This window comes from Yoonia sp. R78084 (assembly GCF_044595625.1).
GTDB lineage: Bacteria > Pseudomonadota > Alphaproteobacteria > Rhodobacterales > Rhodobacteraceae > Yoonia.
Map to the genome: position 1 here is coordinate 1997835 of NZ_CP138993.1, position 13132 is coordinate 2010966.

Annotated in this window: 13 protein-coding genes; 2 read left to right on the forward strand and 11 right to left on the reverse strand. The window is 58.0% G+C overall.

What is annotated here, in order from left to right; all coding sequences use genetic code 11:
• Positions 1-41: 41 nt before the first annotated feature.
• The 8 genes from SJY29_RS10155 to SJY29_RS10190 all read right to left on the reverse strand — a co-directional run bounded on the left by SJY29_RS10155 (position 42) and on the right by SJY29_RS10190 (position 9299).
• Positions 42-1541: a mannitol dehydrogenase family protein gene (locus SJY29_RS10155; RefSeq protein ID WP_400082529.1), complete on the reverse strand. Its 1500-nt coding sequence runs from the start codon at positions 1539-1541 to the stop codon at positions 42-44.
• A complete protein-coding gene (locus tag SJY29_RS10160) occupies positions 1541-2311 on the reverse strand; it encodes an L-iditol 2-dehydrogenase (RefSeq protein ID WP_400088897.1) in 771 nt (256 codons plus the stop codon). Before SJY29_RS10160 ends, SJY29_RS10155 begins: the two co-directional genes overlap by 1 nt.
• Positions 2308-3312 carry an ABC transporter ATP-binding protein gene (locus tag SJY29_RS10165; protein ID WP_400082532.1) on the reverse strand — a complete coding sequence of 335 codons (1005 nt, stop codon included), beginning with the start codon at positions 3310-3312 and terminating at the stop codon, positions 2308-2310. The genes SJY29_RS10160 and SJY29_RS10165 overlap by 4 nt, the downstream gene beginning before the upstream one ends.
• A 12-nt stretch (positions 3313-3324) precedes the next feature.
• On the reverse strand, positions 3325-4155 hold the full coding sequence (locus SJY29_RS10170) for a carbohydrate ABC transporter permease (protein WP_400082535.1): 831 nt from the start codon (positions 4153-4155) through the stop codon (positions 3325-3327).
• Between the two features lie 4 nt (positions 4156-4159).
• Positions 4160-5023, reverse strand: coding sequence for a carbohydrate ABC transporter permease (locus SJY29_RS10175; protein WP_055291983.1), 864 nt, complete (start codon positions 5021-5023; stop codon positions 4160-4162).
• Positions 5024-5150: 127 nt separating this feature from the next.
• Positions 5151-6464 carry a sugar ABC transporter substrate-binding protein gene (locus SJY29_RS10180; protein WP_055291981.1) on the reverse strand — a complete coding sequence of 438 codons (1314 nt, stop codon included), beginning with the start codon at positions 6462-6464 and terminating at the stop codon, positions 5151-5153.
• A 95-nt stretch (positions 6465-6559) separates the two neighbouring features.
• A complete protein-coding gene (locus SJY29_RS10185; RefSeq protein ID WP_110279312.1) occupies positions 6560-7585 on the reverse strand; it encodes a LacI family DNA-binding transcriptional regulator in 1026 nt (341 codons plus the stop codon).
• 151 nt (positions 7586-7736) lie between these two features.
• Complete coding sequence (locus SJY29_RS10190; protein WP_400082540.1) at positions 7737-9299, reverse strand: bifunctional metallophosphatase/5'-nucleotidase; 1563 nt, start codon at positions 9297-9299, stop codon at positions 7737-7739.
• A 151-nt stretch (positions 9300-9450) separates the two neighbouring features.
• Between SJY29_RS10190 and SJY29_RS10195 the strand changes: the two genes are divergently transcribed.
• Entirely contained in the window at positions 9451-9780 is a 330-nt protein-coding gene (locus tag SJY29_RS10195) for a DUF952 domain-containing protein (RefSeq protein ID WP_076657932.1), read from the forward strand.
• Positions 9780-10832, forward strand: a complete 1053-nt coding sequence (locus SJY29_RS10200) for a quinone-dependent dihydroorotate dehydrogenase (RefSeq protein WP_400082544.1) — start codon at positions 9780-9782, stop codon at positions 10830-10832. Before SJY29_RS10195 ends, SJY29_RS10200 begins: the two co-directional genes overlap by 1 nt.
• Here SJY29_RS10200 and SJY29_RS10205 read toward each other — a convergent pair.
• Genes SJY29_RS10205 through SJY29_RS10215 form a run of 3 tightly spaced genes read right to left on the reverse strand, consistent with a single transcriptional unit; the run spans position 10809 to position 13070 of the window.
• The gene (locus SJY29_RS10205) at positions 10809-12146 is read right to left on the reverse strand and encodes an MATE family efflux transporter (RefSeq protein ID WP_400082547.1); all 1338 of its coding nucleotides are present in this window, start codon (positions 12144-12146) and stop codon (positions 10809-10811) included. The two genes, SJY29_RS10200 and SJY29_RS10205, sit on opposite strands and share 24 nt — an antisense overlap.
• Positions 12139-12633, reverse strand: coding sequence for a PaaI family thioesterase (locus tag SJY29_RS10210; protein WP_076657929.1), 495 nt, complete (start codon positions 12631-12633; stop codon positions 12139-12141). The genes SJY29_RS10205 and SJY29_RS10210 overlap by 8 nt, the downstream gene beginning before the upstream one ends.
• Complete coding sequence (locus SJY29_RS10215) at positions 12630-13070, reverse strand: PaaI family thioesterase (RefSeq protein WP_110279318.1); 441 nt, start codon at positions 13068-13070, stop codon at positions 12630-12632. The genes SJY29_RS10210 and SJY29_RS10215 overlap by 4 nt, the downstream gene beginning before the upstream one ends.
• Positions 13071-13132 lie beyond the last annotated feature (62 nt).

Here is a 13132-nt window from a genome sequence, read left to right on the forward strand (position 1 = left end):
AATATCCGAAGCTCCATCATCGTGATGCAAGAGAGGAAAATCTAGCCCGCAACCGTGAGATAGGCGCGGATCGTTGCCGTCGTGCCTTTTGTCCAGAGCATGTCGAGCCACGCCGCAAAGGCATCGGCGAAACGTGCCTCATGACCGAGTGTGCCGTAGTACTTTGTCTGCTTGAGCCACAGCGCCGGATTTTCGCGCGCATATTGCGCCAATGACTGTAACGTATCCCAATTGGGATCATTCGGTGCAATCTCGCTGCCATCTTCGCGCAGGCCTGCACACATGCGCGCCCAGATTGCCTCAACCAATGCAAGCCCTGCAACGGGCGTGCCTGCCGCCAATCCGTCCTGAATGGACGGGATAAGGAATCCGGGATGCCGCGATGAGCCGTCAAAGGCCACACGCCGCGTCGTGTCGACGATCCGTGTGTTGGAGAACCGGCGCGAGATCAGATCAACATAGGCATTGGGTTCCATGCCGGGCACCGCTTTGAGGTGCGGCAGGATCTCTGAAGTAGCAACCTTTTCAAAGAGCGTGCGAATATCGTCATTGGCCATACATCCCGAGATCGTCTCGATCGACAGCAACTCGCCCGCGTTCGCAATGATCTGGTGACCGCCGTTCAGCACGCGGATCTTCATCGCCTCAAAGTCATGCACATCATCGGTGAAGGTCGCACCAACAAGGTCCCAATCAGGCCGGCCAGCGCAAAAATCATCCTCGATCACCCACTGGCGAAAGGTCTCGTGCGTCACAGGGCAGGCGTCATCAATGCCGAGGCTGCGCACGAGTGCGAGCTCATTCGGACCCGTCGCAGGGACGATGCAATCGACCATCGAGTTGGGGAAACTGGCGTTGTCATTGATCCAGTCCGCGAGGTTCGGATCAGAAAGGCGCGCCAAGGATACCACCGTTTGGCGCAGGATCCCGCCATTGCCTTGCAGGTTGTCACAACACAGGCAGGTGAAAGGGCCAACCCCCGCGGCACGGCGCTTCTTAAGGGCCGCGATCATCGCGCCAAAAGCGGTGACCGGTGCGTCCGGCGTCTTTGCGTCATGCAGGATATCAGGGTGCTCGGCATCAAATCCCTTGGTGGCGGGATCCAGATAATAGCCGCCTTCGGTCACGGTCAGCGCGACAATGCGGATTGCAGGGTCGGCCATCTGCGTAATCAGCGCGGCGTTGCTTTCCTCGACCGGCACGAAATCGATCATGGAACCGACAACCTCGGCTGTGCTTCCTGCCGGATCCAAGGCAATCAGTGTGGTCAGGTAATCCTGTGCGGCCAATCGTTCACGCTGCGCCGCGTCGCCAGCACGCACGCCAGCACCGACAATCGCCCAGTCATGAGCCAGTCCCTTTTGCATCAGGCAATGCAAGTACCATGCCTGATGCCCGCGATGGAAATTGCCCAGACCGATATGGACGATCCCCGCCGTAAGCGCGGAGCGGTCGTAGGTTGGCCGCAAGATATCCTCAGGCAGCTCTGCAAGCGTCTGATCACTCAGTTTCACCAGATCGGTTCTCTGCCGGATATTCATCAACTCATCCAATTCCCGCCATCGACGTTGTAAGTCTGCGCAACGATATAATTTGCCGCATCGCTGGCCAGAAAGACGGCCATCCCTGTCAGGTCCTCGGCAGTGCCCATCCGGCCAAAAGGTACCGCCTCGCCCACTTCTTTTTTCTTCTGCCCGGGGGCCTTGCCTTCGTATTTGGCAAAAAACGCATCCACCCCCTCCCAGTGTTCGCCGTCCACCACTCCGGGTGCGATGGCGTTGACGTTGATCCCGTGGGCGATCAGGTTCAGCCCTGCCGATTGCGTCAGGCTGATGACTGCCGCCTTGGATGCGCAGTAGACCGCAACAAGGGCTTCACCCCGCCTGCCTGCCTGCGACGCCATGTTGATGATGCGGCCTTTGACACCGCGCTCGATCATATGGGTTGCAACGGCCTGCATCGTAAAAAGCGTGCCCGCGACGTTGATATCGAAGACCCGCTGATAGTCGGCGCGCGTGATCTCGGCAATCGGGGCTGCCGTAAAAATAGCGGCGTTGTTGATCAGAATATCAATCTGCCCCAGTGCATTGGCCGCCTCGGCAACCGCCGCTTCGATGCTGGCCTGATCAGACACATCCATCTTTACAGCGACGGCCCCTTTGATTTCAGATGCCGCCGCCTGCGCCCGCGCAAGATCAATATCCGCAATCGCAACGCGCGCGCCTTCAGCCGTGTAAGCCTTGGCAAAGGCAAGCCCGATGCCACGGCCGGCCCCTGTAATCAGCGCAGTTTTCCCGGCCAGTTGCATCAGTCGATCCGCAGGCCTTGGGCATCAAAGCGGTGCAGTTCCTTCATGCGCGGGTTCAGATGGATCGTGTCACCATGTGTCAGGTTGATATCACCAATGGCACGCACGGTGATTGTCTCCGTCAGACCGGTGTTATGGATATGGAAAAAGGTGTCAGAGCCGAGGTGTTCAGCCACGCCAACAGTGCCCTGCCACATGCCGCCGCTTTCGACCACGTCGATATGTTCAGGACGAATTCCGATCGTGGTGGCGTCATGTTTGGCAGCCTCTTCACCGTCGATCAGGTTCATTTTAGGCGAGCCAATAAAGCCTGCCACAAAGGTGTTGCGCGGGCGGCGGTAGAGTTCGAGCGGAGAACCGACCTGTTCGATCACACCGGCCTGCAAGACCACGATTTTATCGGCCATTGTCATGGCTTCAACCTGATCGTGGGTCACGTAAACCATGGTCGTCTTGAGCTTTTTATGCAGCTCGGAAATTTCCATCCGCATACCCACACGCAAAGCCGCGTCAAGGTTGGACAAAGGTTCGTCAAACAGGAAGGCCGAAGGTTCGCGCACAATCGCACGGCCAATCGCCACGCGCTGACGCTGACCACCGGACAACTGCCCCGGACGCCGGTCAATGTAATCAGCGAGGTTCAACACCTCGGCGGCGGCATTCACACGACGGTCAATTTCGGCGGGGTCCATCTTGGCCATGCGCAATGGGAAAGCGATGTTCTTGCGCACCGACATATGCGGGTAAAGCGCATAGGACTGGAACACCATCGCAAGGCCGCGCTTGGCGGGTACCAGATCGGTGGCATCCTTGCCGTCAATCTCGATATGGCCCGATGAGATATCCTCAAGCCCTGCGATCAGCCGCAAAAGCGTGGATTTACCGCAGCCAGATGGGCCGACAAAGACCGTGAACTCGCCATCGTGGATGGTCAGATCAAGCGGTGGAATGACCTGTACGTCGCCAAAAGACTTGGTCACCTGCTTCAGTTCGATTTGTCCCATGTCTACAGTTCCTTATTTCACCGCGCCGAACGTCAGGCCGCGGACAAGTTGTTTCTGGCTGAACCAGCCAAGGATGAGGATCGGCGCAATCGCCATGGTCGAGGCCGCGCTAAGCTTGGCAAAGAACAGACCCTCGGGGCTGGAATAGCTGGCGATAAAGGCGGTCAATGGTGCTGCATTGACGGCTGTCAGGTTGAGGGTCCAGAAGGCTTCGTTCCATGCCAGAATGAAGTTGAGCAACATAGTTGATGCAATGCCCGGAATGGCCATTGGCGTCAGCACATAGAGCAATTCCTGTGGCAAGGTCGCACCGTCCATCCGGGCCGCCTCGAGGATTTCACCGGGAATTTCCTTGAAGTAAGTATAGAGCATCCAGACGATGATCGGCAGGTTGATCAGCATCAGGACGACCACCAGACCGGCGCGGCTATCCAGAAGTCCCAGCTGGATGAACAGCAGGTAGATCGGATAAAGCACACCCACCGCAGGCAACATCTTGGTCGAGAGCATCCAGAGCAGGATGTCTTTCGTCCGCTTGGATGGCACAAAGGCCATCGACCACGCGGCAGGCACCGCAATTGCAACACCAATCAGCGTGGACAAACCGGCGATGATGATCGAGTTCCACAAGAAACGGGCATAGTCCGAGCGCTCCAACACAACACGATAGTTTTCAAGCGTCCACTCAAACCCGAGAAAGATCGGTGGCGCGGCAATCGCCTGTGCCTCGGTCTTGAAGCTGGTCAGGATCGTCCAAAGTATCGGAAAGAAGATGAGCAGGCCAATCGCCCAGGCGATGGTGGTATTGATCAGCTTCCGGCGGGGGGTAACAGAACGTGCCATGATATTAATCCAGGTTCTTACCGACGATCCGCATCAGGAAGATCGCGACGATGTTTGCAAGGATGATGGCGTAGACACCACCGGCGGAACCAAGACCAATGTTCTGGCTTTCCAGCACACGCTGGAAGATAAGATATGACAGCGTCCGTGTTCCAAAAGCGCCCCCTGTGGTCACGAAAATCTCGGCAAAGATCGCAAGCAGGAAGATGGTCTGGATCAGGATCACAATCGTAATCGCGCGGCTGAGATGCGGCAGCACAAGGAACCAGAAGCGTTTGTGCCAGGGTGCGCCATCCATTTCGGCGGCTTCGAGTTGTTCACTGTCCAGCGACTGCACAGCCGTGAGCAGAATAAGCGTGGCAAACGGCAGCCACTGCCAGCTGACAATCATGATAATCGAGGGCAGCGAGGCATCGGACAACCAACTGACAGGCTCGGCCCCGAAAAAGCGCCACAGATGGGCGAAAAGACCGTTCACAGGATCCATGAACATGTTCTTCCACACCAGTGCCGACACAGTCGGCATGACAAAGAACGGCGCGATGACAAGGATACGGACAACGCCCTGCCCCCAGATCGGCTGATCCAGCAAGAGTGCGATCAAGATGCCGAAGACGACAGTGATTACCAAGACACCCAGCACAATAATCAGGGTGGTCTGGACCGAGGGCCAGAAGGCGCTCGAGGTCACAAAGCGGGTGTAGTTGTCAAATCCGGCCCAGCCTTGGTCACCGCCACGCAGCGGCAGATAGACACGGAACGAGAACCACAAGGTCATAATGAGGGGAACCAACATCCAGCCCAAGAGCAGGATCACAGCGGGTGCCATCATTAGTCTGGCAGCGGATCGGGAAGCTTTGGTCGCCATTTGGATGCATCTCCTCTGGTCACAACCACGGAATAATTACGCGTTGTTGTCAGGTGAAAGTGTAAGTGCAGAAGGGTTTTGTACCAAGGGGCAGCTACGGGTACTGCCCCTTGGCCTGGGAGGAGTGCTAGCGGTAGCCAGCAGCTTCCATTGCTTCGTTGGTGATCGCCTGTGCTTTGGCGAGCGCCTCTTCGACAGTCTGCTGACCAGCATATGCGGCAGAGAATTCCTGGCTTACTTCCGACGCAATGCCTGCAAACTCCGGGATCGCAGCGAACTGAACACCAACATATGGGCTTGGCTCAACGGTCGAGTTGTTCGGATCAGCCGACAGGATCGAGTCTAGCGTCATCTGCGCGAAAGGCACCGCCTGGTAGTTGGGGTTTTCGTACAGGGATGTACGCGCACCGGGAGGAACGTTTGCCCAGCCTTCGTTGGCTGCAACCAGCTCGATGTAGTCCTTGGACGTGGCCCACTCGATGAACTGCTTGGCTTCTGCTTCCTGCTGTGTGCCCGCAGGAATTGCCAGCGCCCATGCCCAGAGCCAGTTGGAACGCTTGCCCAGACCGTTGTCAGGTGCCAGTGCGAAACCAACGCTGTCAGCAACAGTCGAGTCAGCGCCTGTCACGAAGGATGCCGCAACAGTCGCGTCAATCCACATGCCGCACTTGCCCTGGTTGAACAGCGACAGGTTTTCGTTAAAGCCGTTGGTCGCGTAACCGGCAGGGCCGCTTTCGTCCATCATGCCCTTGAAGAAGTTCAGCGTGTTCGCCCAAGCTTCTGTGTCGAACTGTGCGTTCCAGTCCATGTCGAACCAGCGTGCGCCGAAAGAGTTGGACATTGCTGTGATGAAAGCACCGCCCTCGCCCCAACCGGCCTTGCCGCGCAGGCAGATACCGTTGATTTCCGCGTCGCGGTCAGTCATCGCAGCCGCGGCTTCGCGGATGAATGTCCATGTCGGCGCAGTTGGCATTTCCAGACCGGCTGCTTCCATCAGGTCTGTGCGATACATGACCATTGAGCTTTCGCCGTAGAATGGCGCTGCAAAAAGTGTCCCGTCATAGGACAGACCACCGGCCATCGCAGGCAGGATATCGGCCGCATCGTATTCTGCGGACAGATCATCCAGCGCAACCAGCCAGCCGTTTGCACCCCAGATCGGTGTTTCGTACATGCCGATAGTCATGATGTCGAACTGACCACCGTTTGTGGTGATGTCAGTTGTGACGCGCTGGCGCAGAACGTTTTCTTCCAGCGTCACCCATTCAACGGCGATCCCTGTTTCTGCAGTGAATTGATCGGTGTAACCCTGCATACGGATCATGTCGCCGTTGTTCACGGTCGCGATGGTGATCGTTGCGGAGTGTGCGTCTGCGAAAGCGCCGCCAGCTGTGACCAGCGTAAGCGCAGTGGCAGCACAAAGAGTGCTCTTCAAAGACATCCGGTGTTCCTCCCTATTGGATGTGATGAACCCACGCTAAGGGAAAGAACAACGCGCCGTCAACTAAATTTTTACGCGCGTAAAGTATTTGGAGGCTAGGCCGAGTCCCGCAGGACGAGCTTGCCCTCTATTCGCGTGCTTTTCCAAGGTGATACATCGCCGTCGATCGCCTCAAAAAGCGCCTCGGCGGCACGCTTCGAAACGGCGTCATAGTCATGTGAAATCGTCGTGAGCGGCGGGCAGGTATAGCGTGAATGCGGATGCCCGTCCTGCCCGGCCACACGAATTGTACAGTCAGGTCCGCGCCCCACACGGACGTTCCGTTCATAACAGGCCGTTAAAAGACCGATCGCCAAACGGTCATTGCTGCACAGGACCGTATTGGTGCCAAAGCTCCGGTTCGCCAAGGCATCATGCCCCCCCAGACGCCCGATCTCCTCAAAGCCCCAGCCTTCACCTTCAACCGAAATCACCTGCGGCGTATAGCCGAAGGTTTCCATGGCGGTCAGATAGGCTTGCCTGCGCCTGTGCGCGTTGGGGTTTGCGGGTGTCTTCATCTCGAAGAAGCATGGAGGCTCACCGGTGCGGCACAGATAGTCCGTAATGTGCGATGTAAACTGAAAGTTATCCGATCCGACAAAGGCCAGACCCAGTTGATCCACGCTACTGTCAAAAATCAAAGTCGGCACATCCCGACAGAATTTCTCCAAGGCGACGCGGTCCGATGCGCGCCCTAAGGGTGCCAATAGAACACCTGCCGGCTTCATCGACCGAAGGTTGTCGAGAACCTCGACTTCGAGAGCAGGATCGCCATGCGCGCTGAACAGCGTGGGCCGATAGCCCGCATCAAGACAGCGCTGTTCCAGGTTGCGCGCGATTTCGGCGAAATACGGGTCTGTCAGCAATGGGACCACAATCCCGACATTCTTAGTCAGCTTGCGGTTCTGGTTCATCGCGAAAATATTGGGTCGGTAGTCGTATTTCTCGACCGCCGCTTCGATCTTGGCACGGGTCGATTGGCGCACGCTGTCTGGGTTGTTGAAGAACTTTGACACCGTCGGCCGCGAAATACCGCTGACGGCTGAAAACTCTTCCATATTCTTGATCTTTTTCTCGGCCATCGCGACCCATCCTTTGTACCGAGCGCACTTTTTCCATCGGAAACAATTTCTTTGCGCGCGTCAAGAATGAAGTTTGATTAATCCTTTACACACCGAAACAAAAAATGCGCCACGGTTCCCCGCAGCGCATCTGATTTTCAACCTATCGGGCCTAACGCATGGTAATGCGACCGTCCGTATAAGGCTGATAGGGTGCGTTCGCGGCAAGGTACTCTGCCGTCACATCAGCGAGGTCGGGACCATAGTCATAGGCATTCATTGCATCCTCGAACATGCTGTAGCCATCACCACCATTGCGCACGTAGTTGTTTGAAACCACGCCGTAGGTCGCTGCCAGATCAATCGGCGCGCCGCCGACCATCACATCAGAAATACGCGAACCGGGCGCTGCAGCAGCATCAACCGTAAAGGACATGCCTGCGACCTGAGGGAAGCGGCCTGCACCCTCTTCAATCTGGCCAACACCGTTTTCAAGCGCCGCGACGATATCTGCGCCAGTCACCTGGAAGGTCGACAGCGTGTTCTGGAAAGGAAGCACCGACAGCACTTCGCCCATGGTCACTTCACCGGCGTCGATGGTTGCGCGCAGGCCGCCACCGTTCTGGATTGCGATCTGGATACCCTGATCCTTGACACGATCAAGCATCGCATCCGCCACAAGGTTGCCCATCGGGCATTCCATCGCACGGCAGACTTCGCGGTCACCGGTAATCACATCTGCAGCCTCGGCGACAATGCGGGTCTTCATGACCTCGATAGGACCGGCCAGTTCGGCGACACGCGCAACCGCGGCTTCATCTTCCGCCACGCTGGCATCCAGCAGATATGTATCACCCGTCGCAGATGTAAGATTGCCGGCGTCGTCGAACACCAGTGTCAGATGACCGATGTATTTTGAATAGGCATAGGCCTGCACAACGGGCACATCACCAACCATCGTCGGATAGGCCATCGCGCCTTCTTCGGTGTTTGAAAACAGCGTATGCGAGTGGCCACCCACAACCGCATCAATGCCTGCGACGCTTTCGGCAATCGCCATATCCTTCGTCACACCAACGTGGTTAAGCGCGATAATCTTGGTCACACCGTCCGCTTCCAGAGCCGCGACGTCCGCCGCAAGGCTCTCGGTCTCGGGCGTGAAAATCACCGCGTCCGACGGGCTGGATGTCTCGGCCGTATCAACAGCCAGTGCCGAGATGATGCCGATCCGCTCGCCTCCGACTTCGAGAACAACATGGTTGTCGACCTGGCCTGCCAGAATATTCGAGCTTGAGACGTCGATATTGCCGGAGATGACAGGGAAGGAAACCGCGTCGGTCAGTTTGCGCAGACCTTCGTCACCGTCATCGAATTCGTGGTTGCCAACAGCCATCACATCATAGCCGATCAGTTCCATGAATTCGGCTTCCACATCACCCTTATAGGTCGTGTACATCAGGCTGCCCTGATACTGGTCGCCCGCATCAAGCAGAATGACGTTTTCGCCTGCCAGTTCCTCGCGCAGTTCGTTGATTTTCGTAATGACCCGTGCGATCCCGCCAAAGCATTCGCCAGCCGCGTTATCTTCGGCATTACAGGTCGAATCGAAACGGTTGATCGGCTCGATCCGGCTGTGCAGGTCATTGGTGTGAATAACGTGCAAAGTGTATTCGGCCATAGCTGTGCTTGCCATCATGGCCATGGCACAGGTCGTTGTCATGATACGTAACATCATAGGTCTAGGTCCCCCAAGGTTGGAATGTTGTCAGAGTGGCGAGGCGATTTGCGAGAGTCAAATTTAATAAATGCCTAGTTTAGTGGCCCTTGCGTCAACTGACTGTGCGTGGATGCTTGACCAACGCATGTGTAATAGCCATGACACCCGCATGCTGATTTATAAAATATTCCGGGCCGATGAATGGGCCACACTGCAGGCCGACGGCGAAACTGTCGGTGCACCGATTGATGTCGCGGATGGCTATATCCATTTCTCGACCGCAGCGACCGTGGCCGAGACGGCGGCCAAATACTTTGCCGGTGTTGAAGGACTGGTGCTCTTGGCGGTCGAGGCCGACACGCTGGACCCGCTGAAATGGGAGCCAGCCCGCGAAAACGTACTGTTCCCGCATCTTTACCGCACCCTGCGCATGGATGATGTGGTGTGGAGCAAGCCATTGCCTGTGGTTGACGGCGTGCATCAGTTTCCGGAGTTGTGATGAAAGCGCTAGAACAAATCGGTCTGCCCGCGCTGCGCCTGCTTGACCCCGAGACGGCCCACGGGCTTGCGCTCAAGGCGTTGAACGCCGGGCTTGGTCCGCGCAGCGGTCCCGTTACGTCCCCGCGATTGCGCACCACCTTGGCCGGACTGGACCTGCTAAACCCTGTCGGTCTTGCCGCCGGTTTTGACAAGAACGCAACAGCGCTGCATGCGCTTTCACGCACCGGCTTTGGCTTTCTTGAGGTTGGTGCCGCCACGCCTCGCGCCCAGCCCGGCAATCCGAAACCCCGCCTCTTTCGCCTGACCCAGGATCAGGCCGCGATAAACCGCTTCGGGTTCAACAACGACGGGATGGAGGCGATTGCCACCCGCCTTGCCCAACGGCCTAAAGGTGCCGTGATCGGCCTGAACCTCGGGGCCAACAAGGATAGTGCCGACAAGGCCGCAGATTTCGCAACGGTGTTGACGCGTTGTGGTCCGGTCGTGGATTTCGCGACGGTCAATGTCTCCTCGCCCAACACGGAAAAGCTGCGCGATCTGCAGGGCAAAGCCGCGCTTGCCGCACTGCTTGACGGGGTGATGCAGGCACGCGCCACGCTGGCTAACCCGATCCCTGTTTTCCTGAAAATCGCACCGGACCTGAGCACCGACGAACTTGCAGAAGTGGCCGAGGTCGCAAATGCTTCGGGCATCGACGCCATCATCGCCACGAACACCACGCTGGATCGCGCGGGTCTGCATGGGCCGCATAAGGCGGAAATGGGCGGGCTCTCCGGCCAACCGCTGTTTGAAAAATCCACGCGGGTGCTCGCGCAACTGGCAGGGCTGACGAGACTGCCGATTATCGGTGTGGGCGGCGTTGGATCGGCGGAACAGGCCTATCAGAAAATCCGCGCAGGGGCCTCTGCGGTACAGCTTTACACAGCCCTTGTCTACGGCGGCATTTCTCTCGCAGGTGAGATCGCACAAGGCCTCGACACTCTGCTGCAACGCGATGGTTTCGCGACTGTCGCCGACGCTGTGGGATCAGGGCGCGGCGACTGGACCTGAGCGTGGTCTGTCGGCCTCGGCCTCGAGCGCGGGGTATTTCCACGCCAGCGTTGCACCGCGCACCACGAAATTGAGCAACAAGCCCATCCAGAGCCCGTGGTTCTGGAACAGCGCCATCAGCGGCAACACCGTGGTGAAATAGACCAGCGCAGAAATCACCATCATATTGCGCATATCCTTGGTGCGGGTGGCACCTATGAAAATCCCGTCCAGCATCCATGCCGCAACGCCCACAATCGGGGCCAGCACCATATAGGGCAGGTAAATGCGCGCGACCTCGCGCACTTCGGGTGCAGTTGTCATAATATCAATCACACGCCCGCCAAAAAGCGCGAAACTCAGCGCCAGGATTGCACAAACAATGCCGCCCCACAGACTGCTCAACACCGCACTGCGCCGCAAAGCGGCCCGCGCACGGGCGCCCAGCGCCTGACCGACGAGCGCCTCTGCAGAGAAAGCGAACCCGTCAAGCGCGTAGGCGGTGACCTGCAAAAACTGCATCAGGATCTGGTTAGCAGCCAATTGCACATCGCCAAAGTCCGCGCCGAAGAACAGGAAGCTCACAAAGATCGCCTGCAACAAAACAGAGCGGATCAGGATGTCGGAATTCACCAGCGCCATGTGCTTCAGCCGGACCAGATCAAACACCCGCGCCGCCGACAACCAGGCCGCACGCCCAAAGACACCGCGGCAAAACCACAGCCCCAACACCAGACCGCCCCATTCGGCTATGAACGTGGCCCAAGCCACACCCTCAACACCCCAGCCCAGTTGCAGGCCAAGCCAGAAACTCAGGGCAATATTGGCACCATTCATCCCCACCTGAATGACCAGCACCGCCCGCGTGCGTTCCTGCGCGATCAGCCAGCCGGTAATACCATAAAGCGCAATTGTGGCAGGGGCAGACCAGACGCGGATGACCATATAGGCGCGTGCCAAGGCTTCCACCTCGGCGCTTGCAGGGGATATCCAGAAGGCAGCGTTGAAAATCGCGACCTGCGCGATGATCATCACAAGGCCCGCCGATATGCCGATCAAGAGCGCGCGCGCCAAAAGCGCATCGACCTCATCCCTGTCCCCTGCCCCACTTGCCTGAGATGTCAGACCCGTGGTCCCCATGCGTAGGAAACCGAAAATCCAGTAGACCGCAGACAGGATGATCGCGCCGATGCCCACCGCGCCAATCGGTGCGGCTTCGCCCAATTGTCCGACAACACCTGTGTCCACGGCCCCCAAAATCGGAACCGTCGCGTTCGACAGCACAATCGGCAAGGCAATCGCAAGCACCCGTTTGTGGGTGAGTGCGCTAGCCATCGCGTTCGGGCATCAGGAAATGACCCGTGGCAGAGGCAAAAAGACGGCTGCGGTTATCCTGCCATGTCTCGACATGGACAGAGGCATAGCGGCGGCCCGAACGGTTGACGCGCGCGCGCGCATAGGCATCACGCGGCAGGCCCGAGCGTAGATAATCGACGGTAAAGTCGATTGTCTTGGGCAGTTGAATGCGCGGCGTATCGTCCGTGTACTTGCCCGCCTCCATATCCTCCCAGATCATGGCCCAACTCAGTTCAACAATCGCGGTCACTTCCAGAAAGGCGGCCGTGACACCGCCGTGCAAGGCAGGCAACATCGGGTTGCCGATCAGCTTGTCGTCATAGGGCAAAATAGCGGTAAGCTCATCGCCGCGCCGGTCAATCCGAATACCCAGAAACTGGATGTAAGGCACGCCGGCGACCAGCGCAGCAAGGGTCGCATCACGGCGCTGCTTGATGACCTGCACAGGTTCAGGGCGGCGGCTCATGATTTGCCCCTTTCGATCGTAAAGGCCCCTGTAGCCGTGGCGACAGGGCGCGACGGGTCGGCATCCACGGCCGTGGCGCGCACAAAGGCGACCGAACGGGTCACGTGATAACACTCGGCTGTTGCCGTGATCCGGTCACCGGGAGTGGCGGGGCGCATGTAGTCGATGCGCAAATCCAGCGTCGCCGTCGCAAGCGCTGCCGCCGGATGCGCCATCACGGCCGCCCCTGCGCAGGTATCCATCAACGCCGAAACAGCGCCCCCGTGGATGACCCCGGTTTCGGGATCACCGATGAAACGGGCATCATAATCCATGGCGATCACAGCCTTGCCGTCATCAATTTCGGTCACCTGCATCCCCAAGGCCTGGGCATGCGGGATTGCGGCAATAAACTGGCGGGCCAATTTATCGCGGCGGGTTTTCTGCGCATCAGACATGTGTGCTCCTGAAAGGTTCTTGAGATGGGTAACGCTGAATTGCGGTTTTGACCACCTCTACG

Excerpts from the sequence above, each read along its gene's own strand:
- SJY29_RS10180 (WP_055291981.1), bottom strand. The coding sequence starts at position 6,464 with ATGTCTTTGAAGAGCACTCTTTGTGCTGCCACTGCGCTTACGCTGGTC.
- SJY29_RS10200 (WP_400082544.1), top strand. The coding sequence starts at position 9,780 with ATGAAAGCGCTAGAACAAATCGGTCTGCCCGCGCTGCGCCTGCTTGAC.
- SJY29_RS10190 (WP_400082540.1), bottom strand. The coding sequence starts at position 9,299 with ATGATGTTACGTATCATGACAACGACCTGTGCCATGGCCATGATGGCA.
- SJY29_RS10210 (WP_076657929.1), bottom strand. The coding sequence starts at position 12,633 with ATGAGCCGCCGCCCTGAACCTGTGCAGGTCATCAAGCAGCGCCGTGAT.
- SJY29_RS10175 (WP_055291983.1), bottom strand. The coding sequence starts at position 5,023 with ATGGCGACCAAAGCTTCCCGATCCGCTGCCAGACTAATGATGGCACCC.
- SJY29_RS10205 (WP_400082547.1), bottom strand. The coding sequence starts at position 12,146 with ATGGCTAGCGCACTCACCCACAAACGGGTGCTTGCGATTGCCTTGCCG.
- SJY29_RS10215 (WP_110279318.1), bottom strand. The coding sequence starts at position 13,070 with ATGTCTGATGCGCAGAAAACCCGCCGCGATAAATTGGCCCGCCAGTTT.
- SJY29_RS10170 (WP_400082535.1), bottom strand. The coding sequence starts at position 4,155 with ATGGCACGTTCTGTTACCCCCCGCCGGAAGCTGATCAATACCACCATC.
- SJY29_RS10185 (WP_110279312.1), bottom strand. The coding sequence starts at position 7,585 with ATGGCCGAGAAAAAGATCAAGAATATGGAAGAGTTTTCAGCCGTCAGC.
- SJY29_RS10195 (WP_076657932.1), top strand. The coding sequence starts at position 9,451 with ATGCTGATTTATAAAATATTCCGGGCCGATGAATGGGCCACACTGCAG.
- SJY29_RS10155 (WP_400082529.1), bottom strand. The coding sequence starts at position 1,541 with ATGAATATCCGGCAGAGAACCGATCTGGTGAAACTGAGTGATCAGACG.
- SJY29_RS10165 (WP_400082532.1), bottom strand. The coding sequence starts at position 3,312 with ATGGGACAAATCGAACTGAAGCAGGTGACCAAGTCTTTTGGCGACGTA.